The following is a 23,061-nucleotide window of genomic DNA, read 5'->3' on the forward strand; positions in this document are numbered from 1 at the left end:
ACAACCGATCCGCGGATCCGGAGTTGTTCACGGTGCTCCCAAAACGCAAATGAAGGGGAACCTCTCATGATGAAGAAGGCTATGGCTGCCGCGGCGGTCGCCGCTTCGGTCGTCGGTGTCTCGGCTGCCGTGGCTGCGCCCGCGATGGCGATCGGCAACGACGGTGGCACCACGTCCCTCAGCGGCAACGGTGCCGAGCAGGCGTACGGCAACTCCGCCACCTACGGCAGCATGAGCCCGCAGATGGCGCTCATCCAGGGCTCGCTGAACAAGCCCTGCATCGGCCTGCCGGCCAAGGTCAACGCCGGGTCGCTCGTCGGTGTCGTGCCGGTGTCGCTGCAGGACATCCCCGTCCTGTCGGCCCCGCAGAACCAGCAGTGCACGGAGAACTCGACCCAGGCGAAGGGCGACGAGCCGCTGTCGCACGTCCTGGACGACATCCCGGTTCTCTCCGGCAACGGTGCCGGCAACAACTGACGTACCGCGCATGTCCCGTTGGGCCGCCGATTTTTCGGCGGCCCAACGCCTTTTCCGGCCCGTGCGGCGAACGAGTTGTTTTCGCCCCGGCGTGCGCGGGCTGCCCGGAGGGAAAAAGAAGATGTGCCTACGATCCTCGCGCATCGATCCCTTCGCAGTGGAGAGTCACGATGAGGAAAAGGTTTCTGCAGGGCGGCCGTAAAAGGATGGCGATCGGCGCTCTCGCGCTCGGATTTCTGGCCTTTTCCGGTGTCGCGGCCGGACAGGTGGCGGGTGCTCTGCCCGCGCGGGTGGATGCCTTCAGCGGCCTGAAGAATCGTCCCGCCGGTGGCAGCGGCACCAATATTCTCCTGATGGGAACGGACAGCCGCGACACCATCACGCGTGCGGAGAAGGAGAAATTCCACGCCGGCGGAGTCGCCTGCAATTGCAGTGACTCGATGATGCTGGTCCATCTGTCGCAGAAACACGACCGGGTCAGTGTGGTCAGCCTGCCGCGGGACTCGTACACGGAGATTCCCGCGTACGAGGAGCCCGACGGCACGAAGCGCGAGGCCCACCCGGCGAAGATCAACGCCGCGTACGCGGAAGGCGGCGCGCCGCTCGCCGTGGCGACGGTCGAATCCATGACCGGGCTGCGCATCGATCACTTCCTGCAGATCGACTTCCGGCGGTTCATCGACGGCGTCGACGCGGTCGACGGCGTGACCGTGTGCACCAAGCGCCGGCTCTCGGACTCGGCCACGAAGCTGAACCTCGCGCCCGGGAGCCACCGTCTCGCCGGGGGGCCGTCCCTGCAGTACGTGCGCTCGCGCCACGTGGACACCAGCGCCGACCTGGGACGCGTCCAGCGCCAGCAGCGGTTCCTGGTCAACGCGCTGCGGAGCGCCGGGCTGAAGAAGACCCTCGCCGACCCTGCCGGGGCGGCCGGTCTGGCCAGGACGCTGCTCGGCTCGGCCTCGGTCGACCAGGGCTTCAGCGCGTCCGATCTCATCGCCCTCGCCCGCGAACTGCGGAGCATGCCGCTCAAGGACATGGAGTTCGGGACGGTGCCCATCGCCGGGTTCAACCCGCTGATCGAGAACGTGGGCTCCACGCTGCGCTGGGACAAGGAGCGTGCCGACCGGCTCTTCACGACGCTCCGCGAGGACCGCCAGGCGACGTCCCCGAACTCCCGGACCGAGCCGCTGGACCCGCCGCGCCTCCAGGAGCAGCCCATCGTGCGCGGGGACAAGTACGCCTGCGCGTGACCCGCGAACACCCCGGGCGCTGGGCCGAACGGGTCGCGCTCCGCAACCGTCCGAATCCTCATCAGTTGATCAAGTGTGGCTCCGCAATCGGAGCTCGTTCAGTGAAGGGAAATCACATGAAGCAGAAGCTGTGGGCAACCGCGACGCTCGCGGTGTCCGTCGCCGGTCTGTCGGCCGTGGCCGCCCCGCAGGCGCTGGCCATCGGTGACGACGGCGGCACGACGTCCATCAGCGGCAACGGCGCGGAGCAGGCGTACGGCAACTCCGCGACCCACGGCGACATGAGCCCGCAGCTCGGCCTCGTCCAGGGCTCGCTGAACAAGCCCTGCATCGGTCTGCCGGCCAAGGCCAACGTCGGTTCGCTCGTCGGCGTCGTGCCGATCGCCGTCCAGGACATCCCGGTCCTGTCGGCCCCGCAGAACCAGCAGTGCACCGAGAACTCGACCCAGGCGAAGGGCGACGAGCCGCTGTCGCACATCCTGGACGACATCCCGGTCCTGTCCGGCAACGGTGCCGCGAACCACTGAAGGACCTGAGGGGGCAGTCGCCGGTGTGCGGCTGCCCCTCTCCCGGCCCCGGGCACGACGATGGCGGCGGATCGAAGGTGATCCGCCGCCATCGTCGTGCCGGAGGTCCTACTGGACCGAGGGGATCGCGTTCGTCACCGGCGCCACGAGGTCGGTGAGCTGGTGCAGTTCGTTCAGCCGGTTGAGCCCGCCGAGCTGGGCCGTGGTGCTGGGCACCGCCGCGCGCTGCTCCTCCGGGATCGCCATCGTCGACACCGAGTCGAGCGTCGCGGTCGGCGAGATGGCTTCGCCGTCACCGCCGAGCGGAAGGGGAGCGGCACCGGCCGACGGCACCGCGATCGCGGTGGCACCGACGGCGAGCAGGACAGCGGTCATGGCGCGTCGAGTTGAGGTCATGCCCCTACAACGGTGCGCCCGTCCGGGCAGATACGGGGGCCGGGGGGTGCCCACCCGTCAGGTCTAAGCGGCGGCCGGCCTGTTCGGTTCCGGTGGCCGCCCGGCTCCGGCGCGGCGCAGGGGTGCCGTACGGGTGTAGGGGCCACGTACGCTCCGCGGCATGGCGGGTGAGGTGGGGCTTGCGCTGATCGTGGCGGTCGCGGGATGTGTGCAGTGGCTGACCGGGATGGGGTTCGCGCTGGTCGCCGCGCCCGCCCTGGTGCTGCTGCTCGGGCCCGCCGACGGGGTGCTGCTCGCCATCTGCGCCGGGGGAGTGGTGAGTTGCGCCGGGCTCGTGGGCGGGTGGCGGCGGGTGCGGCCGCGGGACATGGTGCCGTTCGTGGCGGCGGCCGTGTGCATGGTGCCGGTCGGGACGTGGACGGCGGCGCGGCTGTCCGAACCGGTCCTGATGACGGTGTTCGGCTCGCTCGTGTGCGGGGCGGTGGCGCTGGTCGCGCGCGGTGCGCGGCTGCCGGGGCTCGGCGGGCCCGGGGGCGCGGTGGTCGCCGGGGGCGCGGGCGGGTTCATGAACGCGGCGGCCGGGGTGGGCGGCCCGCCGTTCTCCCTGTACGCCGTGAACTCGGGCTGGGCCATGCGGGAGTTCGTGCCGAACGCGCAGTTCTACGGGGTGGTGGTCAATGTCGTGTCGGTCGCTTCGGGGGGACTGCCGGGGCTGGACGCGCGGGAGTGGGGCGTGGCGGGCGGGGCGTTGTTCGCGGGTGCGCTGGTGGGACGGGCGTTGGCCGGGCGGGTGCCGGAGCGCGGGATGCGGGGGCTTGTTCTGGGGCTGGCCCTGGCGGGCGGGGTGGTCGCCCTGGGGAAGGGGGTGTGGGGGTTGTAGGGCGGGTGCGGGCCGGTCGCGCCCCCCGGCGGAGCCGCCGATGGAGATGCGCAACGCGCGCGATCTCCATCGGCTCAACAGATACTGCGGGCTCGTGGCGCAGGGGTCAGGCTGCCAGTGACCGAACCTGAGGCCGGAGGTAGGGCATGGCAGCGGCGAGACGCCTTCTTCTGGGGGGCCTGCTCCCCCTCGTCACGATCGTGGCGGCGGGCTGCGGCTCGGCGCCCGCCGACAGCGGCGCGCAGGCCGTCTCCGCGCCCCGGGCCGCCGGCGGGGCCTTCACCCACCCCGGTGTCCTCGTCGGCAAGGACCAGCTGACGGCCGCCCGCGACCACGTGGCCCGCAAAGAAGAGCCGTGGCTGTCGGCGTACCGGGAGATGAGCCGCAGCAAGTACGCCGCGCTCGACTACACGCCCAAGGCGTACGAGACCGTGGAGTGCCCGCCCGACACCCGCCCGGGGCAGGGCTGCGTCGAGGAGCGCGAGGACGCCATCGCCGCGTACACCCAGGCCCTGCTGTGGAACATCACCCGGGACAAGGCCCACGCCGAGAAGGCCGTGGAGATCATGGACGCCTGGTCGGACAAGGTGAAGCGGCACACGGAGGGCAACGCCGGACTCCAGACCGCCTGGGCCGGCAGCTCCTGGGCCAAGGCCGCCGAGCTGACGCAGTACACGTACGACGGCTGGCCCGACGGGCAGGAGCTGAAGTTCCAGCGGATGCTGCGCGAGGTGTACCTGCCCGTGGTGCAGCCCGGGTCCGCCGACTTCAACGGCAACTGGGACCTGGTCATGGCCGACGCCACCATGAACATGGCCGTCTACCTCAACGACCACAGCGCCTTCGACAAGGCCGTGCACCACTTCCGCGCGCGCGTGCCCGCCTACTTCTACCTCTCCTCCGACGGTCCGCTGCCGGTCGAGCCCGAGGGCAGCGGCATCGACACCCCGGCCAAGCTCCAGACGTACTGGTTCGGGCAGACCACCTTCAAGGACGGCCTCGCCCAGGAGACCTGCCGCAACTTCAAGCACGCCAGCTACTCGCTGGCCGCCACCTCGCACATCGCCGAGACCGCCTGGCACCAGGGCGTCGACCTGTACGGCGAGGTGAAGGACCGGCTGCGGGCCGCGCTGGAGTTCCACTCCAAGTACCAGCTCGGCGCCGCCGCCCCGTCCTGGCTGTGCGGCGGCAAGGTGCAGCGGGACATGGGGCCCGACACCGAGGTCGGCCTCAGCCACCTGCGCGGCCGTCTCAAGATGGACCTCCCGCAGACCGAGAAGCTGACCCGCAAGGAGCGGCCCGAGGGCACCGACGACCTCTTCGTGGCCTGGGAAACCCTGACCCACGCGACCGCCGCCTGACGGATTCGCGTTCTGCCGCCCTCATGACGTAGAGTCGGGTTCACCGACGCGGGGTGGAGCAGCTCGGTAGCTCGCTGGGCTCATAACCCAGAGGTCGCAGGTTCAAATCCTGTCCCCGCTACTGAAGGCCGAGGCCGGAATCTCATCGAGATTCCGGCCTCGGTCGTTTCCGCGCGTCCGCCACCCGTACGGACCACACCAGGTCGCCGCCGCCGCGCTCCCCGGGAACCCTTGACGAGACGCCGGAAACCGGGCGCGGACGTGTCAGGAGACGAGCGGTGGGGAAGCGCGGAGGACGGCACAGATCGGTCGCGGACAGCAGCGGTACGCGGTGGTTCCTGCGGGCGCTGCCGGTCCTGCTGATCCTGGGCGGCGCCTGCTACGAGTACGTCACCCCCTCCGGCTTCTCCGGGGCCCCGCTGTTCAGCGCGGCGCCCCTGGTCACCGCCCCGTTCTTCTCGCTGCGCAGCACGGTCCTGGCCGGGCTCGGGTCGGTCCTCGCGATCCTCGTCGTCCACTTCAGGTACACCCAGCGGGTCGGCACCGACATCGTCACCGAGATGGCCACCGTGGCCACCGTCTGCGTGCTCGCCTGCTTCATCAACCAGATCGTGCGGCGCAGCAACGAACAGCTGGACTCCGCCCGGCGGATCGCCCAGGCCGCCCAGTTCGCCGTTCTGCCCGAACCGGCCGACCGGATCGGCGGCCTCGCCATCGCCGCACGCTACGAGGCCGCGCAGGCCGGCGCCTTCATCGGCGGTGATCTGTACGCCGTCCAGGACACTCCGCACGGCGTGCGCATCGTCGTCGGGGACGTGCGCGGCAAGGGCATGGGCGCGGTCTCCGCCGTCGCCGTCGTCATCGGGGCGTTCCGGGAGGCCGCCGAGCAGGAGGGCAGCCTGGAGGCGGTCGCCCTGCGCCTGGAGCGGGCGCTGGCCCGCGAGGGCACCCGGCGCGACGGCATCGACGACTTCGAGGGCTTCACCACCGCCGTGCTCGCCGAGATCCCGCACGGCGAGCAGCGCGTCCGCATCGTCAACCGCGGCCACCCCGAGCCGATCCTGCTGCTCGGCGACGGCACGGTCCGGACGATCCCCGTCGTCGACGGCGTGGGCGCGCTGCCGCTCGGGATGGGCGAGCTCGGCTCCTGGCCGGACCGGGTCGCCGAGGCCGAGTTCCCCGGCGGGGCCACGCTGCTGCTCTACACCGACGGGCTCTCCGAGGCGCGCGACGCCGCGGGCGTCTTCTACGATCCGGCGGCCCGGCTGTCCGGGCGGATCTTCCCCGGGCCGGAGGAGCTGCTCCTCTCCCTCGCCGCGGAGGTGCGCGCGCACACCGGTGGCGGCGCTACGGACGACATGGCTCTGCTCGCGGTGCGGCGGCCGTGACTCTCCGCAGACGCTGCCGATAACAATTGACGAACCGTCAGAACAGTGGCCGGTTCACACCGCCGGTCAAGTCGCCCCTTTCCGGCCGGTCCTGACCCGATAAATCCCGGCCCAGGACGTGAACGATCAGTAGGAACAGCTTGGAATTACTGTCTGCTGTCTATTAACGTTCGATAACGCAGCGCGGTCGTCCCAGCCGTCACCAGCGACGGCTCCGCGCGCACGCGCTTAATCCCGCAAGGGAGCCGGGGAACCACCAACTTGGGGTGAATCGGGCATCTTTGGGTGCTCGTAGGAGACCTTCCTGCTCCGAACCCGTCAGCTAACCCGGTAGGCGAGAAGGAAGGAAAGGAGAGCGCCCCCGTGGCGTCGAACCGGCCTGCCCCCGAGTTCTCCTCAGTGAAGGATCCGTCGACCGACGCGTTCGGCCCCCAGCCCGAGAGCTGGGAGGAGTGGAACCCCACCGAGGAGTCCGTCCGCCCCGTCCGCGGCAGGCACCGCGTGGCCCGGCAGCGCGGAGGTCTCGCGCGCAGCTCCACCGTTCTCGGCGTCGGCGTGATCGCCGCCGTCGGCGCGGGCGGCATCGCCACCGCGCAGGGCGGCAAGCCCGCCGTCCACATCTCCATGCCCGACCTGTCCGCCGTCAAGGACTCGCTGCCCGAGGCCACGTCGCTGCCCGGTGTCGGCGCGCTCATATCCGACGGCTCCGAAGGCGCTGACGGCTCCGACGCCACCGCCGCCCCGCTCACCACGGTCGGCAGCGGGACGTCCGACGCGGGCGAGGCGCTGCGCACCCGGATCCTGGCCCAGGCCGAGACCCAGCAGGACGCCGCCGACGCCGCCGCCAAGCAGGCCGCCGAGCAGGCCGCCGCCGAGCAGGCCGCCGACGAGGCCGTCGCCAAGAAGGCGGAGGCCGACAAGAAGGCCGCCGCCGAGAAGAAGAAGGCGGAGGAGGAGGCCAAGAAGAAGGCCGAGGCCGAGCGCCTCGCCAAGCTGGCCAAGAGCTACAAGCTCCCCGTCGCCTCCTACACGATCACCGGCACCTTCGGGCAGCCCGGCGCCATGTGGTCCTCCGGCTACCACACGGGCCTGGACTTCGCCGCTTCCACGGGTACCCCGATCTACGCCGTCCACTCCGGCACCGTCACGGAGGCCGGCTGGGCGGGCGCGTACGGCTACCGCACGATCATCACCCTCGACGACGGCACCGAGCTGTGGTTCTGCCACCAGTCGTCGATCAACGTCAGCGCCGGCCAGAAGGTCTCCACCGGCGATGTCATCGGCCGCGTGGGCGCCACGGGCAATGTCACCGGACCCCACCTCCACCTGGAGGTCCACCCCGGCGGGGACGCCACCGGCATCGACCCGGCCGCATGGCTGCGCGAGCGCGGCCTGACCCCCTGAGCAGCCGGTTCGTCCGCGTTCTCTGAACTCCGGCGGTCCTGGCGGCAACCCCCCGACGCCAGGGCCGCCGGTTTTGCCTGTCCTTGAAGCGCGTACCGCCCGGATCATGGAATGCCGTGCTCCGGAAGGGCGTTGAAACAGGGCATGACTTCTTCTGTTCTGCGCCCCCTCGGCTCCTCCGGCCTCGACGTCTTCCCGCTCTGCCTCGGCGGCAATGTGTTCGGCTTCACCGCCGACGAGGCCAGCAGCTTCGAGGTGCTCGACGCCTACGTCGCGGGCGGCGGCAACTTCATCGACACCGCCGACTCCTACTCGGCCTGGGCGCCGGGCAACAAGGGCGGTGAGTCCGAGACCCTCATCGGCCGGTGGGCCAAGGCCCGCGGCCGGCGCGACGACGTCGTCATCGCCACCAAGGTAGGCCGCCACCCCGACTTCCCCGGCCTGCGCGGCGACAACATCAAGGCCGCCGCCGACGCCTCGCTGCGCCGCCTCGACACCGACTACATCGACCTCTACTACACGCACTTCGACGACGACGAGACCATCCCGGTCGAGGAGATCATCGGCGCGCTCGACGAGCTGGTGAAGGCCGGCAAGGTACGGCACATCGCCGTCTCCAACATCTCGCCGGAGCGGCTGCGGGAGTCCCTGGACTTCTCCGACCGCGAGGGACTCGCCCGCTACGTGGCCATCCAGCCGCACTACAACCTCGTCTCGCGCGACACCTACGAGGGCGAGCGACAGGACATCGCCTCGCGCGCGGGCCTGGGCGCAGCCCCGTACTGGTCGCTGGCCTCCGGCTTCCTGACCGGCAAGTACCGGCCGGGTGTGAGCGTCGACAGCGTCCGCGCCGACAAGGCCGGCGGGTACCTGGAGACCGAGCGCGGGCAGCGCGTCCTCACCGCGCTCGACGAGGTCGCGCAGGCGCACGGCGCCGAGGTGGCCACCGTCGCCCTCGCCTGGCTCGCCTCCCGGCCCACCGTCACCGCGCCGATCGCCTCCGCGCGCACCGCCGCGCAGCTGCCGGCCCTGATGGCCGTCGCCGAGCTGGAGCTGACCGAGGCCGAGCTGGCCCGGCTGACCGAGGCGTCCGCCTGAGGCCCCACGCCCTAGGGCGACACACGCCCTAGTACTGATACGGGTTGTACGCGGGGCCGCCGGTCATCGGCGGTACCGCGTACACCGGTGGCCGCCAGACCGGGACCGGGGCCGCCGCCCGTGAGCCGTACGCGAGGGCGGGGCGTGCGGCGGCGCGCAGCTCCCACAGGGCGTCGAGCAGCTCCCGCTCCCGTACGACGAAGTCGGCGCCGGCCCGGCCCCTGCGGCCCCGGCGCCGCAGCAGGGCCAGCGACGTCGCGTACGACTCGTACGCGGCGACGGACTCGGCGGCCGGCCGGCCGCCGTGGTGCGCGGCGAACTCCCGCGCCAGGCGCCGCGCCTTCAGCGAGCCGAGCGCGAACGGCTCGGGCGGGGTGAACCAGCCCGCCGCCACGTACGCGGGCAGCTCCTCGCGCACGGTGCGCAGTTCGCGCTGGCGCACGTACACCGCGAGCCAGGTGATCAGGCCGAACACCGGCACCATGAAGGCCGCGTAGACGGCGAAGAAGCCGTACTCGCCGAGCGACGACGAGCCGTTCCAGAAGGCGTGCATGCCCATCGCGCAGAGCAGGCCCGCCAGCGGCAGCAGGAAGCGGCGGACCCGGCCCCGGTCGCGCGCGGTGACCGCCGCGATGCCGAAGCCGATGCCGGTGAGCACCGTGAAGAGCGGGTGTGCGAACGGAGACATCACGATCCGCACGAAGAAGGTGGCGGCGGTGACCGAGCTGAGGCCCGGTCCGGTCCCCGCCAACTGGTCGGTGCCGAAGGCGTTCCCGAGGTACAGGATGTTCTCGGTGAACGCGAAGCCGGTCGCGGTGATCCCGGCGATCACGATGCCGTCGACGACGGAGTCGAAGTCCCGTCTGCGGAAGAGGAAGACCAGCAGCACGGCCGCGGCCTTCGCGGATTCCTCGACGATCGGGGCGATGACGGTGGCGCCGAGGGTGTCGGCGCCGGTCGGGTCGGCGGTGGCGGTCTCTATCCAGCGCGTCGCGAAGCTGTTGGCGACGATGGCTATCAGGGCCGCGGCGCAGGCGCCCCAGGCGAACGCGAAGATCATGTTCCGCCAGGGGCCCGGCCGCACCCGGTCCAGCCAGCGGAACGCGGCGGTCAGGAGCGGGACGGGGACGACGGCGAGGCCGAGCCCGACCAGGAACCCCTGGGTGCCGGTCTGCTCCCGGACGAGCGCCGCGATGACCACTCCGGACACCGCGAGCAGCGTGGCGAGGGCCGTGGCCCGGACGCCTCTCCGCTCCCACCAGCGCGGGTGCCGGACCGCGCCGCCCGGGGCCGTGCCGAGGGCGTGGTCCTGGTGGGGCGGGCAGCCGGGATACGGATCCACAGGTTGACCCTAACGAGGGATGTCCGTCCGCGCGACGGGGTCCTCGGACAGGGGTGCCCTTCCGTCCGCTTCCGCCTACGCCCGCCGGAACAGCAGGTCGTGCACCACGTGGCTCTTGTCGAGGCCCTTGCCCTCGAACCGGGTCAGCGGGCGGAAGGCGGGACGCGGGGCGTAGCCGCCGTCCGGCACCGTGTTCTCGAAGTCGGGGTGGGCGCTCAGCACCTCGAGCATCTGCTCGGCGTAGTCCTCCCAGTCCGTCGCGCAGTGCAGCAGCGCCCCGGGCTTCATCGGGCCCGCGACGAGGGAGAGGAACTCGGGCTGGACCAGGCGCCGTTTGACGTGCCGCTTCTTCGGCCAGGGGTCGGGGAAGTAGACGCGCACGCCGTCCAGGCTCGCGGCGGGGAGCATCGAGCGCAGCAGGATGATCGCGTCGCCGTTGGCCACCCGGACGTTCGTGAGGCCGTTCCTCTCGGCCAGGTTGAGCAGATTGCCCTGGCCCGGGGTGTGCACGTCGACGGCGAGGATGCCGGTGGCCGGGTCCTCCGCCGCCATCTGCGCCGTGGCCTCGCCCATGCCGAAGCCGATCTCCAGGACGATCCGGTCGACCGCGGGAGCACCGTCCCGGGCGAAGAGCGCGGGGAGGTCCAGCACCCGCTGTCCGTCGACGTCCAGGCCCCACTGGGGCCACAGCCGCTGCAGCGCGTCGCCCTGCGCGGTGGTGACCCGGCCGCGGCGCGGCTGGAAGCTGCGGATGCGCCGCTCGTGGTGCGAGTCGGCCGGATCGGGCTTCGGGCCGTCGGGGAACCGGGGCTCGTTCGGGCGCGCGGGCGGCGCCGACGGCTCGGCCGGCTCCGTCGGCTCGGGCGGCACGGACGTGGGGTGCTCAACAGACTCAGACACAGTGGGAAGATTTTACGCGTCCGGCCGGTCACAGCGCGGCGAGCGCGTCCAGGGCCCGCCGGGCCACCTCTCTGCCGATGGGGAGCGAGGCGGTGGCGGCCGGCGACGGCGCGTTCAGCACGTGGACCGTGCGGGCGCCCTCCCGGATCAGGAAGTCGTCGACGAGGGTGCCGTCGCGCAGGACCGCCTGCGCGCGCACCCCGGCCGGGGCGGGCGTGAGGTCCTCCGCCCGGACCGCCGGGACGAGACGGCGCACGGCGGCGGCGAACGCGGACCGGGACGCGGAGCGCCGCAGCTCACCGGCCCCGTACTTCCAGTGCCGCCGGGCGATGTGCCACGACCCGGGCCAGGCCAGCGTCTCCGCGAGCTCCCCGGGGCGGACGACGCCCCATCCGTAGCCCTCACGGGCCAGCGCGGGCACCGCGTTCGGCCCGACGTGGACGCCGCCGTCGATGCCGCGGGTCAGGTGCACGCCGAGGAACGGGAACGCCGGATCCGGCACGGGATAGACGAGGCCGCGCACCAGCTCGGGCCGGGCCAGCTCGAAGTACTCGCCGCGGAACGGCACGATGCGCATCCGCGGGTCGTCCCCGGCGAGGCGGGCCACCCGGTCGCACTGGAGTCCCGCGCAGTTCACCAGGACGCGGCCGCGCACGATGTCGCCGGTGCCGGTGAGCACCGCGACGCCGCGCTCGGGGCGCCGGTCGATCCGCCGCACCTCCGCGCCGTAGCGGATCTCGGCGCCGGACGCCTCGGCGAGCCGCTCGGCGACCGCGCGGTAGTCGGCGATGCCGGTGGTGCCGACGTGGATGGCGGCGAGGCCGCGCACCTCGGGCTCGTACTCCTGTATCTGGGCGGGGCCCAGCTCGCGGACCGGGATCCCGTTCTCCCTGCCGCGCTGGACCAGGGCGTGCAGGCGGGGGAGCTCGGCGCTGCCGGTGGCGACGATCAGCTTTCCGGTGACCTCGTGCGCGATCCCGTACTCCGCGCAGAACTTGACCATCTCGGCGGCGCCGCGCACCGCGTACTCGGCCTTGAGCGACCCGGGGCGGTAGTAGATCCCGCTGTGGATCACCCCGCTGTTGCGCCCCGTCTGGTGGCGGGCCGGGCCCGGCTCCTTCTCCAGCACGACGACCCGGGTCCCGGGCGCGATCCGGGACACGGCGTAAGCGGTGGACAGCCCGACGATCCCGCCGCCGACCACCACCACGTCACCGTCATACGCGACCGTCCCCACCAGGCCTCACCTCCACTGCGAGCATCTTGCCCGACGCCACTGACAACGCGGCCCGCCGCCCGGTCCCACTCCGGCCACCGCTACGCCGGCGCGACCAGCAAAGGACGTGCCCGCTCGCGCAGTTCGGCAACCCTCGGCTCGTCGCCGTAGGGCTCCAGGCGGTGCAGCAGGTCCCGTACGTACTCGGTGGTGCGGGCCGAGGAGATCCGTCCGGCCACCTCCAGCGCGCGGGTGCCCTGCTCGCAGGCCGCGTCGAGATTCCCGGACTCCAGCTCCGCGACGGCCGACACCACGAGCCGCAGCCCGTGCGAGCGGACGAACTCCTCCGTCGGACGCGAGAGCGCCTGCTCCGTGAATCTGCGTACCTGCCGGGGAGCCTTCAGGTCGCGGTAGCACTCGGCGGCGTCCGCGGCGAACCGGTCGTACGAGTAGAAGCCCAGCCACGACGGATCGCTGTCGCCCTCCCGGGCCCGCTCCAGCCACCCCTCGGCGGCCCGCAGCGAGGCGCCCGCCGCCTGTGCGTCCCCGGCGCGCGCGTGCGCGCGTGCCTCGACGAGCCGGAAGAAGCTCATGGTCCGCGCGGTGGACAGACCGCGGTTGCGCTCCAGGGCGGCCTGCGCCAGGTCCACGCCCTCGTCCCCGAAGCCCCGGTAGGTGGCCTGGAGCGACATGGAGGCGAGCACATAGCCGCCGAGCGGCACGTCGGCGGCGGCCCGCGCGAGCCGCAGCGCCTGGATGTAGTACCGCTGGGCCGCCTCCTGCTGCCCGGTGTCGAACGCCATCCAGCCGGCGAGCCGGGTCAGCTCGGCCGCGGCCCCGAACAGCGAGCGCCCCACCTCGTCCGAGTACGAGCCGAGCAGCAGCGGCGCCGCCTCGACCCGCAGACACTCGGGGACCATCGACGAACGCCAGTCCCCGCCGCCGTACTTGGAGTCCCAGCGACGCGCGTCCTCCGCGGCCTCCCGCAATTTCTGTACGTCGCTGTGGCCGACCTTCTGCACCTTCGAGCCCTCTTCGGTGCTCTCGGCCCCCGCGGCCACGTGCGGCTCGCGCGCGACCGACGAGTCGGCCGGTGTTATCAGCCACCGGGAAGCGGGCGTCGCGTAAGCGCTCACCGCGAAGGATCCGGCCAGCGACTGCCAGATCCCGCCGCTGCCCGCCCGCCGCCCGGCGAGGTCGAGCCGGTACAGCTCGGTCGCGGACTTCACCGCCGCGCGCACGTCGCGCGGGAAGGCCAGGCCCACTTCGGGCGCGGGGTCGGCGTCGGCGAGGCCGATCTCGTGCAGGGGCACGGGACGGCCCAGCTTCTGCCCGATGGCGGCGGCGATCAGGTGCGGAGCGGCGCCCTGCGGCACCATGCCCTTCGACACCCAGCGCGCCACCGACGTCTTGTCGTAGCGAAGCGTCAGCCCGCGCTGGCTCCCGAGGTCGTTCACGCGCCGCGCGAGTCCGGCGTTGCTGATCCCCGCGAGGGCGAGAACGGCGCCTAATTTCTCGTTCGGCCCGCGTTGCTCCCTGGACATGCGCCACCCCTCGACACAGACGGCTGCCGCGTCAGGCGTCACCCAGACTGATACTGACCACTTCGGCGTGGCATAACCGCGCGGCATTCGTACACCCAGCGTAGTTCGCCGAATCCCAAGCGTTAAGGGCCGCTGTTCCGGATGGCGGGATTGTTGTCCGTGCTCGCGAGCGGCGCAGGCCACGCCGTGTGACCGTGTGCTCCGTGCGTGGTGCCGTGCGCCTGTGCGTGCGCTCTTACTCGGACACCCGTGCACGGCTTCCATGGAACCTGCGTGGGTCGGCCCGCTGTACTGGATCCAGTGGGCTGGGGGACACCGCCGCCTACATCCCCGCGGGCGGCGGACCGGTCCGGGAGGCGGTGTGCGCCTCCCGGACTGTGCGTTGCACTGTGGGTTGCGCGCTGTGGCCGAAGCGGGGTGTCCACCTCCGGCCATCCCGGGCCGATTTGGCCGAAAGTCGCCCCTGCCGTCCGGTGCGGGCCGGGTAGTGCCACGGTTCAACCACGGCTCAAACAGGGCGCATTGGGGGGAGCGTACGCCATCTCCCGCTCGTCGCCCGCCCCTTACTTACCCCTTCACTTGGCCCCTCCTGGGCGCCTCCTTCGTGGCAGCATGGGGACCTCTTGGTTGTCCACAGCTTGTGGAGGCGGCGATGCGGTGGTTGGTGGGGTGGAGCAGCACCGCCCCTGGAGCCGTTGCCTTCGACTCCGCGGGGGCCACGGGCACGGACGGCGAGACGGTCCACCCGGTGGGCTCCCAACTCCTGTGGGGCGACCCGGATCCGCTGTGGGCGGTCGGTGACTGGCGCCCCGACGAGGTGCGCATCGTGCAGGCCGACGAGCGCACGCGGATCGCGGTGCTCGGCGTCTGCGGCGCCACCGACGAGCAACTGAAGGTGGGCCTCTTCGCCGCGCGGGGCGGCGCCCTGCGCCATCTGACGGCCTGGCCCGGCAGCTACACCGCGGTCGTCCAGGTGGGCCGCCGCGTCATGGTCGCCGGCGACCTCGCGGGCGCCCGGCCCGTCTTCTACACGCCCTGGGCGGGCGGCACCGCCTACGCCACCGCCGCGCTCCCGCTCGCCGACCTCATCGAGGCCCACCTGGACGTGGGGCACCTGGCCGCGCTGCTCGCGGCGCCCGACGTCCCGGAGGCGCTGCACGACTCGACGCCGTACCAGGGCGTGCGCCGCATCCCGCCGGGGCACGCGCTGATCCTGCGCGCGGGCGCACGCGAGGTCGCGGGGTACGAGCCCGTGGCGTCCCTCGCGGTGGCCGCGGCGCCCGCCGACCCGGACCGCGCCGTGGACGCCGTCAGGGAGGCCCTGGTGGACGCCGTCCGGGCCCGCCTGGCCGCGCCCCGGCACATCCCCGGCACCGACCGGGACCCCGGGCCCGTGCCCGGCATGGGGCCCGCCGAGCGCCGCGCCGCCCGCGGCATGCCGGTGCCCGGCATCGGCGCCGACCTCTCCGGCGGCCCGGCCTCCGGCACCCTCGCCCTGCTCGCCGCGGGCCTGCCCGGGATGCCCGGCACCGTCCTCGGCCACGGCACGGGCGCGGGCGAACGCCTCCTCGCGGTCACCTTCAACGACCTGTCGACCACGACGATCCACCGCGAGGCGGAACTCGAACGCGCGGGGGCGATCGCGTCCAACCCGCGCCTGCACCACGTGGTGGTGACCGGCGGCGAGGAGACCCTGCCCTACGCGGACCTGGACGGCCCGCTCACCGACGAGCCCAGCGCCGTACTCGTCTCCGCCTCCCGCCACCGCGCGCGCCTCGCCTCCGGCAGCGCCGACCACTTCACCGGCTACGGGGCACGCCAGGTCCTGGACGCCCACCCCGCCCGGCTCGCCGACCTCCTGATGGACCGCAGGCGCCGCCACATGGTGCGCCCCGTGGCCGCGCTCACCAAGGCCGAGGGCGGCTCGCTGCGCGTTCCCGCACGTGTCTACGGAGCGGCCAGAAAGCTCGCCCGCACGCCGTACAAGGCGGGCCTCGACCACCTGGCCGACCGTCTTCTGCAGCGCAGCTTCGACGAGCCGGGCGGTGCCGTCGGCGCCTCGCTCGCCGCGCTCGCGTGGGCCAGACCGGGGCCCGCCGCCCGCTGGCTGACCGGCGAGGCACTCGCAGAAGTATCGGTTCGCCTTCAAGAGGGCAGGGGCCGCCCCGGTCTGAGCCCGGGGCAGCGCCCCGGCGCGTTCCGGGCCCGCGCCGCCCTCGCCCGGCACGCGGCGGACCTGCGCATCCTGGAGCAGGCCGCGGAGGTCCGCTCCCAGCGCCTGCACGCGCCCTTCCTCGACAACGAGGTGGTCCGCGCCTGCCAGGCCCTCCCCGAGGCGCTGCGCGTCCAGCCCGGCGCCCGCGCGGTGATCCTGCGCACGGTGCTGGAGGGCGCGGGCGTCCATGAGCTGCCGGCCGGCTGGGGAGCCCCCTCGCACGCCACGGCGGCGGCCGCCGCCCGCACCGGCCTGCGCGTCTCCGCCGACCACCTCATCGCCCTGTTCGACACCCCGCTGCTGGCCCAGACCGGCCTGATCGAGGCCCGCACGGTCCGCAAGGCGCTGCGCGCGGCGGCCGACGGCGAACCCCTCCCGCTGGACGGCCTCGCCGACCTGGTCGGCCTGGAACTCTGGCTCCGCCGCCTCATGTCCCGCCGCGGTACCTGCTGGACCGGCACCCCGGCCCGCGCGCGTGCCGTCCCGACCGGAAGCGTCGTCCCGGAGCGCGCCCTGGGAGCCGGACCCCGCTGACTCCCCGCCCGCCGCCTCGGGCCATCTGCCGCCAGGGGCCCGACCGGCCGACGGCCACGGGCCACGCCGAGCACCACAAACCCCGAGCGTCCGTCCCCCCGCCCCGGAGACAATGTCCCGGTGCAGTACACAATCCTGGGAACCACGAAGGCCTACGACGACGACGGCACCCCCGTCCCCGTGGGCGGCCCACGTCTGCGCGCCCTCCTCACCTCCCTGGCCCTGCACACCCCCCGCCCCGCCCCCACGGCCACCCTCATCGACGACGTCTGGGAGGACGCCCCGCCCGCCGACGCCCCGGCCGCCCTCCAGGCCCTGGTGGGCCGCCTGCGCCGCGCCCTCGGCAAGGACGCCGTCACCTCGGAACCGGGCGGCTACCGCCTCACCGCGACCCGCGACGACATCGACCTGTACGTCTTCGAACGCCTGGCCCGCGAGGGCACCGCGGCCCTCGCCGCCCACGACCCCGCGACCGCCGCCCGCACCCTGCGCGAAGCCCTCGCCCTGTGGCACGGCCCGGCCCTCGCCGACCTGCCCGGCCACACCGCGGCCACCCGCCCCGAGGCCCAGCGCCTGGAGACCGTCCGCGCGCGCATCCAGGCCGACCTGGATCTGGGCCGCGCCCCCGACCTCGTACCGGAGCTGCGGGAACTGACCGCGGCGCAGCCCTACGACGAGCCGCTGCACGCGCTGCTCATCCGGGCCCTGCGCGCGGCGGGCCGGCGGGCGGACGCGCTGGCCGCGTACGAGACGGCCCGGCGCACCCTGGCGGACGGCCTGGGCACGGACCCGGGCCCCGAACTGACCCGCCTGCACGCCGAATTGCTGACCGAACCGACACCGCCCGCCGCACCCGGGCCCTCGGCGCCCCGCCCCCCGGCCCGCACCGGCAACCTCCGGCCCCGGCTGAATTCCTTCGTCGGCCGGGAACCCGAACTCGACGCGATCCGTTCCGACGTGCGAGGAGCACGCCTGGTCACGCTCACGGGCCCGGGCGGCTCCGGCAAGACCCGCCTGGCCGAGGAGGCGGCCGCCCCCGAGCCCCAGGCCTGGCTGGTCGAGCTGGCGCCGCTGGACGACCCGAAGGCGGTCCCCGGCGCTGTCGTCAGCGCGCTGGGCCTGCGGGAGACGGTGCTGATGACGACCGATCTGTCGGGGCTGTCGGGCCTGCACGACGATCCGACCCGGCTTCTCCTGGAGCACTGCGCCCACCGCAGCCTGCTCCTGATCCTCGACAACTGCGAGCATGTGATCGACGCGGCGGCGGAGCTCGCCGAGACCCTCCTGACGCACTGCTCCGGGCTGACGATCCTCGCCACCAGCCGTGAACCCCTGGGCGTGCCGGGGGAGTCCGTGCGCCCGGTCGAGCCGCTGCCTCCCACCCCCGCCCACCGCCTGTTCGCCGAGCGGGCCGCCGCGGTCCGCCCCGGTTTCGACCCCGCGCAGGACGCCGAGGCCGTCGCCGAGATCTGCCGCCGTCTCGACGGCCTCCCGCTCGCCATCGAGCTGGCGGCGGCCCGTCTGCGGCTGCTCACCCCGCGGCAGATCGCCGACCGCCTCGACGACCGGTTCCGCCTGCTGACCAGCGGCAGCCGTACCGTTCTGCCCCGCCAGCAGACCCTGCGCGCCGTCGTCGACTGGTCCTGGGACCTGCTCGACGACAGCGAGCGCGCCGCCCTGTGCGAGCTGTCGGTCTTCGCGGGCGGCTGGACCCTGGAGGGCGCCGAGGCCGTCTGCTCCGCGCCCGGCGGCGCCGACGCCGTCGGCTCCCTCGTGGACAAGTCCCTGCTGATCGCGACCCCGGGCGGCCACGGGCTGTCCGGCATGCGCTACCGCATGCTGGAGACCATCCACGAGTACGCCAACGAGCGCGCCGCGGACTCCCCCGAGCTGCGGCTGGCCGCCGAGCGCCGGCATCTGGCGTACATACGCGCCCTGGTCGAGGAGGCCGACCCCAAGATCCGCTCGGGTGAGCAGCTTCCGTGGATCCAGCGCCTGGAGACGGAGCTGGACAACATCAGGGCGGCGCTGACCCGGGTCACGAGCGTGCCCGGCCTCGTCGACGAGGAGGCCGCGATCGCCCTGGCCCTGCACATCGGCTGGTTCTGGTGGCTGCGCAACTACCGCTCCGAGGGCGGCGACTGGGTCCAGACCATCCGCGGCATGCTGCCCGACGACAGCGAGGCCGGGACCCCGGAGGACCCGGAGGATCCGCTCTACTGGCCGCGGATGAAGCTGCGCCTGCTGGCCCTCTTCCTCGTCACCGAGTCCACCCCGCAGGAGGTCATCCGCAGCGAGGCCGACCGGGCGTACATGGTGCGGGTGCGGACCGCCTTCGAACCGCCGAGCCCGCAGGGCGCCACCTTCCCCGGCATCATCTGGCCGTTCACGCTCTTCGTCCTCGACGCCGTGAGCGACGTGCGCGAGGCACTGGACCGCGCCGTCGCGAACTGCCGCCGCTTCGGCGGGGACTGGGAGATCGGCGTCACGCTGATGTTCCGTACCCACACGGTGGTGGACATGGCGGGCCGCATGGAGGGCGTCGACGAGGACATCGTCGAGCTGCGCGAGATCAGCCGCCGGGTGGGCGACCGCTGGATGCGCGCCCAGGTGTGCAGCGCCGCGGCCGAGGTCGCCATGAGCCGCGGCGCCTACCCGGAGGCGCAGGCCGAGCTGGAGGAGGGGATCCGGCTCGCCCACGAGGTCGGGGCGTACGCGGAGACGCCGTTCCTGCTGGCCCGGATCGCCGAGATCGCCTACCGCGAGGGCGACCGGGAAGCGGCCCGCAGGGCTCTCGACACGGCGAGCGAGGAGGCGGACCGGTACGGGATCGCCGACACCGCGGCCTTCATCGGGCTGCTGCACGCCCATCTGGCCCTGGCCGAAGGGAAGGTGGACCGCGCGCGCGAACTGTGCGACAGGTCCCGCGCGGTCGCCGAGGGCGGCACACCGCCCCCGCAGTTCAACGCGTCGCTCGGTCTGATCGACGCCCGCATCACGGCGGCCGAGTCGGGCCCCGTGCCCGGCCTCGCGCTCCTCACCGACACCCTGCGCGACGCGGTGGCGGCACGCTGCGCGGAGACCGTCGTCGCGGGCCTGGTCGACGTCGGGGCCGAACTGCACGCCCGCCTCGACGACGTGGCCCGTGCGGTCCGGCTGTTCGCGGCGTCGGACGCGCTGCGCGACGGCCGGCCCCGGCCGCTGCCGGAGCGCGACGAGTGCGCGGCCGTGAACACCCGCGCGCGGGCCGAGCTCGGCGCCACCCGGTACGAGGCCGAGCGGGCGACGGGCACGGCGCTCACGCCGGCCGAGCTCCTGGCCGAACTGGCGGGACGGGAAGAACGGGAAGAAGGGAAAGCACGGGAAGAACGGGAAGAACGGGAAGAACGGACAGGCCCCCCGGGCCCCTGAGAGCCCGTTCCGCGGGCCCGGTCAGGTGCAGCTGAACCGCGACTCCGCCCAGTCGGCGACCGCGACCGCGCCGCCCGGCCCCTCCGGCTCCGAGACGAGCCGGATGGTCTTGTGCCCGCTCAGGTTCACGTGCACCGGTACCGCCGGATCGTGGCCGTGGACCACCTTCGACTGCCAGGCGAGCGCCCCGTCGACGTAGACGGAGAACCGGACGGCGCCCAGACCCAGCGTCATGTCGTCGACTCCGGCCGAGGCGTCGTACGCGGTGCAGGTGCGGTTCAGATCGATGGTGACCGAGGACCGGGAGTGGACCGAGACGCCGTGCGCGTACCGCTTGCCGGCGATCGTCATGCCGTAGCGCTGCCAGACCCAGCTGCTCTCGGCGAGCCGGATCTCCGGCTTGCTGCCGTCGCCCGTGACGCCGTAGTCGAGCGTGCTCAGCTGGTAGACGGCGGGAGCGGGCGGGGGAGTCGGGGTCGGCGTGGGCCGTGGCCGGGGCTTGGGCTTGGGCGGGGTGGGCTTCGGGGTCGGCTTCGGTGTGGGTGTGGCCGGTGTCGGCTTCGCCGACGGCGTGCGCTTGGGGGGCGGGGTCGGCGTCGGTGTCGGGGTGGGCGTGGGCTTCGGCTCGGGCGGGGACGGCTCGGGCTTCGGCTTCTGCGGTGCCGGGGTGATCGGCTGCGAGACCGGCGGCTTCTCCTTGCGGGCCTCCGGCTCCTGCTTCGGCTCGCCGCCGGTGAGCGCGATGGCCAGCGCGGCGGCGGTCGCGGCCGCCACCACTCCGGCGGCGATCCCGGCCTTCGCGGGCGCGCCGAGACCCTCCGACGCGGCGGCCCCGGCCGCGCCGCCCCCGGACGTACCGCCGCTCGCGGCGGCGGCCGCACCGGCGCCCGCCGCACTCGCGGCGCCACCACCGATGAAGGCGGCCGCCTTGGCGTACCCGGCGGCGCCGAACCAGCCGATGACCGCGACCGGCACGACCCCCGGGATGCCCCCGGCGACTTCCTTGATCTGGCCGGCGGCGAGCCGGCACTTGGCGCACTCCTCCAGGTGCTTGCGCAGGCCCCGCTCGGCCCGCGTGCGCAGGCTGCCGCGCGCGTAGGCACCGAGCCGGTCCGCGTACCGGGAGCACTCCTCGGACTCGGTGAGGGTGGCCGAGACGTGGGCCTGGAGATAGGCCTCCTTCAGGCCCTCGCGGGCGCGCTTGGCGAGCACCCGCGTGCCGTTGGCGTCGAGGCCGAACAGGGTGGCGACGTCGCTGGGCGACTCGTCCTCGACCTCGGTGTGCCACAGCACCGCCTGCCAGCGCTCGGGCAGCGAGCGGAAGGCCTGCATGGCCATCGACTGCTCGGCCTCCTGCATGGCCTTCACGTCCGCGCCGAGTTCGAGCGTGTCGTCGTCCAGGGCCTCGGTCGAGCGGGCGGCCTGGTCGGCGAAGAGGGCGAAGTCGTCGACCAGTTGCTCGCGCCTGGCCGACTTCGTCCAGGACGCGGCGACCCGCCGCACGGTGGTCAGCAGATAGGCGCGCACCGCGTGCTCGGGCCCGCTGCCGCCGCGCACGGCCTGGAGCATGCGGGCGAAGACCTCGGCCGTCAGGTCGTCGGCGGTGTGGCCGTCGCGGCAGCAGGTGCGGGCGTAGCGGCGCACGGCGGCGGCGTGCCGGCGGTACAGCTCCTCGTACGCGCTGTCGTCCCCCGCGCGCATCCGGTCGATCAGATCGGCGTCGGACGGCGCCCGGTCACCGCTGTCGGAGGAGGGCGTGACCTCGCGCTGGGCCGGTACGGACACGTCGGCGTCGGGCACGGGGGCCGCGGCGGGTCTGCCGGAGCTCCGGTCGGGGCCGCCCTGGCTCGGTACCTGCTGCGCGGTGAGGTCCTCCGCGCTCGTCCCCCCACTGTCGGGCCGCTGCTCGCCCTGCCCGTCAACGCTCATCGCGGAAGCCCCCGCCATCCCACTCACGGCCGATCACCGGGAAAGCGTGCCACACGGGGAGTGCGCGGCGGCCGCCTCTGCACGGCAACCACTCATCCGTGGAGATTTCCCGCACCTGAGCACCGGCCGTCACCCGGCCGGGGAGGGCACAACCGACCGATCGCGCACATGAGTTGACCGCGGGCGACCCTTTTCGATCACCCGCGGTCCAGGCCGTCTCCGACCGCGCTCCGGGCTGTCTTCCGCCTTCGCCCCGGGCCGCAGTCCGCCCGCGCTCCAGCCCGTCCCCGTCCGGGAAGGACCGCCGCTCTCAGCCGTCCCGCGACAGGACGGCAACGCGCTACGCGGGACGCCCTACGCGGGACGCGACCGCAGGCCTTCGAGCAGGATGTCCAGCAGCCGGGCCGAGGCCGCCGCCTGCTGTGCGGCGTCCGGCAGTGAGGGCGCCGCCGTCGCGATGACGAGCAGGACGTCCGACACGGTCACATCGGCCCGCAGTTCACCGGCCTCCCGGGCCCGGTCCACCAGCCGCCCCACGACCTCGAGCAGCGCCGCCGCCCCCGCGTCGTCGGGCCCCAGGAGCGCGACCTCGGCGGCCGGCGTCGCCCGCTGCTCCACGAGCCGCAGGTCGGGCGCACCGCTGCGCTGTTCAGGAACCCGGGCCTCGTCCCGTACGGCATCCCGCGCCGGCTCGTCGGCCACGCCCACCCGCAGCACCTGCGGCGGAAGCAGCCGGCCCGCGCCGGAGGCGACCGAGGTCCGCAGGAAGCGCGAGAGCGCCGACCACGGCTCGTCCTCCTGACCGAGCGCCGTGCGTGCCTGGTCGGTCAGCCGGGAGGTCTCCTCCTCGGCTATCCGTCGCACCAGTACGTCCTTGCTGGGAAAGCGCCGGTAGACCGTGCCCACGCCGACGCGGGCGCGCCGCGCCACGTCCTCCATGGGTGCCCCGTACCCCAGCTCGCCGAAGACCTCGCGGGCCGCGCGCAGCACATGCTCCAGATTGCGCTGGGCATCCACCCGCAGCGGTGTCGAGCGCGAACTGTCGCCCGTCGCCCGTCCGTTGGCCCCACCCGAGACGCCCGACGGCGCGACGGCTGACGCAGAGGTCCAATGAGTGTCCTGAATGTGCATATGTGTTCCCCCGGTAATGACGTCTCCCCCCGGAGACACTCCCCGCCATTGTCCGCCG

Annotated in this window: 17 protein-coding genes, 1 tRNA gene and 1 riboswitch; of the genes, 11 read left to right on the forward strand and 7 right to left on the reverse strand. The window is 73.4% G+C overall.

Going from position 1 to position 23,061, the window contains the following annotated elements; translation table 11 throughout:
* The first annotated feature begins 66 nt into the window (after window positions 1-66).
* The 3 genes from ABT127_RS16590 (at window position 67) to ABT127_RS16600 (ending at window position 2,254) form a co-directional block, all read left to right on the forward strand.
* Entirely contained in the window at window positions 67-477 is a 411-nt protein-coding gene (locus ABT127_RS16590) for a rodlin (protein WP_111667597.1), read from the forward strand.
* Between the two features lie 206 nt (window positions 478-683).
* The gene (locus ABT127_RS16595) at window positions 684-1,727 is read left to right on the forward strand and encodes an LCP family protein (RefSeq protein WP_502971714.1); all 1,044 of its coding nucleotides are present in this window, start codon (window positions 684-686) and stop codon (window positions 1,725-1,727) included.
* A 116-nt stretch (window positions 1,728-1,843) separates the two neighbouring features.
* Window positions 1,844-2,254, forward strand: a complete 411-nt coding sequence (locus ABT127_RS16600; protein WP_351449818.1) for a rodlin — start codon at window positions 1,844-1,846, stop codon at window positions 2,252-2,254.
* A 108-nt stretch (window positions 2,255-2,362) separates the two neighbouring features.
* On the opposite strand, the gene ABT127_RS16605 is transcribed toward ABT127_RS16600, so the two are convergent.
* Window positions 2,363-2,650, reverse strand: coding sequence for a hypothetical protein (locus ABT127_RS16605; RefSeq protein WP_351449821.1), 288 nt, complete (start codon window positions 2,648-2,650; stop codon window positions 2,363-2,365).
* 160 nt (window positions 2,651-2,810) lie between these two features.
* On the opposite strand from ABT127_RS16605, the gene ABT127_RS16610 reads away from it, so the two are divergent.
* From ABT127_RS16610 to ABT127_RS16635, 6 genes are all read left to right on the forward strand, one after another.
* Entirely contained in the window at window positions 2,811-3,530 is a 720-nt protein-coding gene (locus ABT127_RS16610) for a TSUP family transporter (RefSeq protein ID WP_351449824.1), read from the forward strand.
* 146 nt (window positions 3,531-3,676) lie between these two features.
* A complete protein-coding gene (locus ABT127_RS16615; protein ID WP_351449827.1) occupies window positions 3,677-4,891 on the forward strand; it encodes an alginate lyase family protein in 1,215 nt (404 codons plus the stop codon).
* A 47-nt stretch (window positions 4,892-4,938) separates the two neighbouring features.
* Window positions 4,939-5,012, forward strand: a tRNA-Met gene (locus ABT127_RS16620).
* A 157-nt stretch (window positions 5,013-5,169) separates the two neighbouring features.
* Window positions 5,170-6,279: a PP2C family protein-serine/threonine phosphatase gene (locus tag ABT127_RS16625; RefSeq protein WP_351449831.1), complete on the forward strand. Its 1,110-nt coding sequence runs from the start codon at window positions 5,170-5,172 to the stop codon at window positions 6,277-6,279.
* Between the two features lie 215 nt (window positions 6,280-6,494).
* Window positions 6,495-6,631: riboswitch (cyclic di-AMP (ydaO/yuaA leader) on the forward strand.
* 11 nt (window positions 6,632-6,642) lie between these two features.
* Window positions 6,643-7,683: a M23 family metallopeptidase gene (locus ABT127_RS16630; RefSeq protein ID WP_502971715.1), complete on the forward strand. Its 1,041-nt coding sequence runs from the start codon at window positions 6,643-6,645 to the stop codon at window positions 7,681-7,683.
* A gap of 144 nt (window positions 7,684-7,827) precedes the next feature.
* A complete protein-coding gene (locus ABT127_RS16635; RefSeq protein ID WP_351449834.1) occupies window positions 7,828-8,781 on the forward strand; it encodes an aldo/keto reductase in 954 nt (317 codons plus the stop codon).
* Window positions 8,782-8,809: 28 nt separating this feature from the next.
* On the opposite strand, the gene ABT127_RS16640 is transcribed toward ABT127_RS16635, so the two are convergent.
* The 4 genes from ABT127_RS16640 to ABT127_RS16655 form a co-directional block, all read right to left on the reverse strand.
* Complete coding sequence (locus tag ABT127_RS16640) at window positions 8,810-10,123, reverse strand: PrsW family intramembrane metalloprotease (RefSeq protein ID WP_351449837.1); 1,314 nt, start codon at window positions 10,121-10,123, stop codon at window positions 8,810-8,812.
* Window positions 10,124-10,198: 75 nt separating this feature from the next.
* Entirely contained in the window at window positions 10,199-10,993 is a 795-nt protein-coding gene (gene trmB, locus ABT127_RS16645) for a tRNA (guanosine(46)-N7)-methyltransferase TrmB (RefSeq protein ID WP_351449909.1), read from the reverse strand.
* Window positions 10,994-11,051: 58 nt separating this feature from the next.
* Window positions 11,052-12,260 carry an L-2-hydroxyglutarate dehydrogenase gene (lhgD, locus tag ABT127_RS16650; protein WP_502971716.1) on the reverse strand — a complete coding sequence of 403 codons (1,209 nt, stop codon included), beginning with the start codon at window positions 12,258-12,260 and terminating at the stop codon, window positions 11,052-11,054.
* Between the two features lie 80 nt (window positions 12,261-12,340).
* A complete protein-coding gene (locus ABT127_RS16655) occupies window positions 12,341-13,783 on the reverse strand; it encodes an NsdA family TPR-like regulatory protein (protein ID WP_351449839.1) in 1,443 nt (480 codons plus the stop codon).
* Window positions 13,784-14,435: 652 nt separating this feature from the next.
* Between ABT127_RS16655 and ABT127_RS16660 the strand changes: the two genes are divergently transcribed.
* Entirely contained in the window at window positions 14,436-16,532 is a 2,097-nt protein-coding gene (locus ABT127_RS16660) for an asparagine synthase-related protein (RefSeq protein WP_351449842.1), read from the forward strand.
* Window positions 16,533-16,652: 120 nt separating this feature from the next.
* Window positions 16,653-19,943, forward strand: coding sequence for an ATP-binding protein (locus ABT127_RS16665; protein WP_351449844.1), 3,291 nt, complete (start codon window positions 16,653-16,655; stop codon window positions 19,941-19,943).
* A 21-nt stretch (window positions 19,944-19,964) separates the two neighbouring features.
* On the opposite strand, the gene ABT127_RS16670 is transcribed toward ABT127_RS16665, so the two are convergent.
* Complete coding sequence (locus ABT127_RS16670; RefSeq protein WP_351449847.1) at window positions 19,965-21,872, reverse strand: sigma-70 family RNA polymerase sigma factor; 1,908 nt, start codon at window positions 21,870-21,872, stop codon at window positions 19,965-19,967.
* Between the two features lie 354 nt (window positions 21,873-22,226).
* Window positions 22,227-23,003 (reverse strand): TetR/AcrR family transcriptional regulator, encoded by a 777-nt coding sequence (locus tag ABT127_RS16675; protein WP_351449850.1) that lies wholly within the window; start codon window positions 23,001-23,003, stop codon window positions 22,227-22,229.
* Between the last annotated feature and the right edge of the window lie 58 nt (window positions 23,004-23,061).

This window comes from Streptomyces sp. NPDC001904, from assembly GCF_040297005.1.
Lineage (GTDB): Bacteria > Actinomycetota > Actinomycetes > Streptomycetales > Streptomycetaceae > Streptomyces.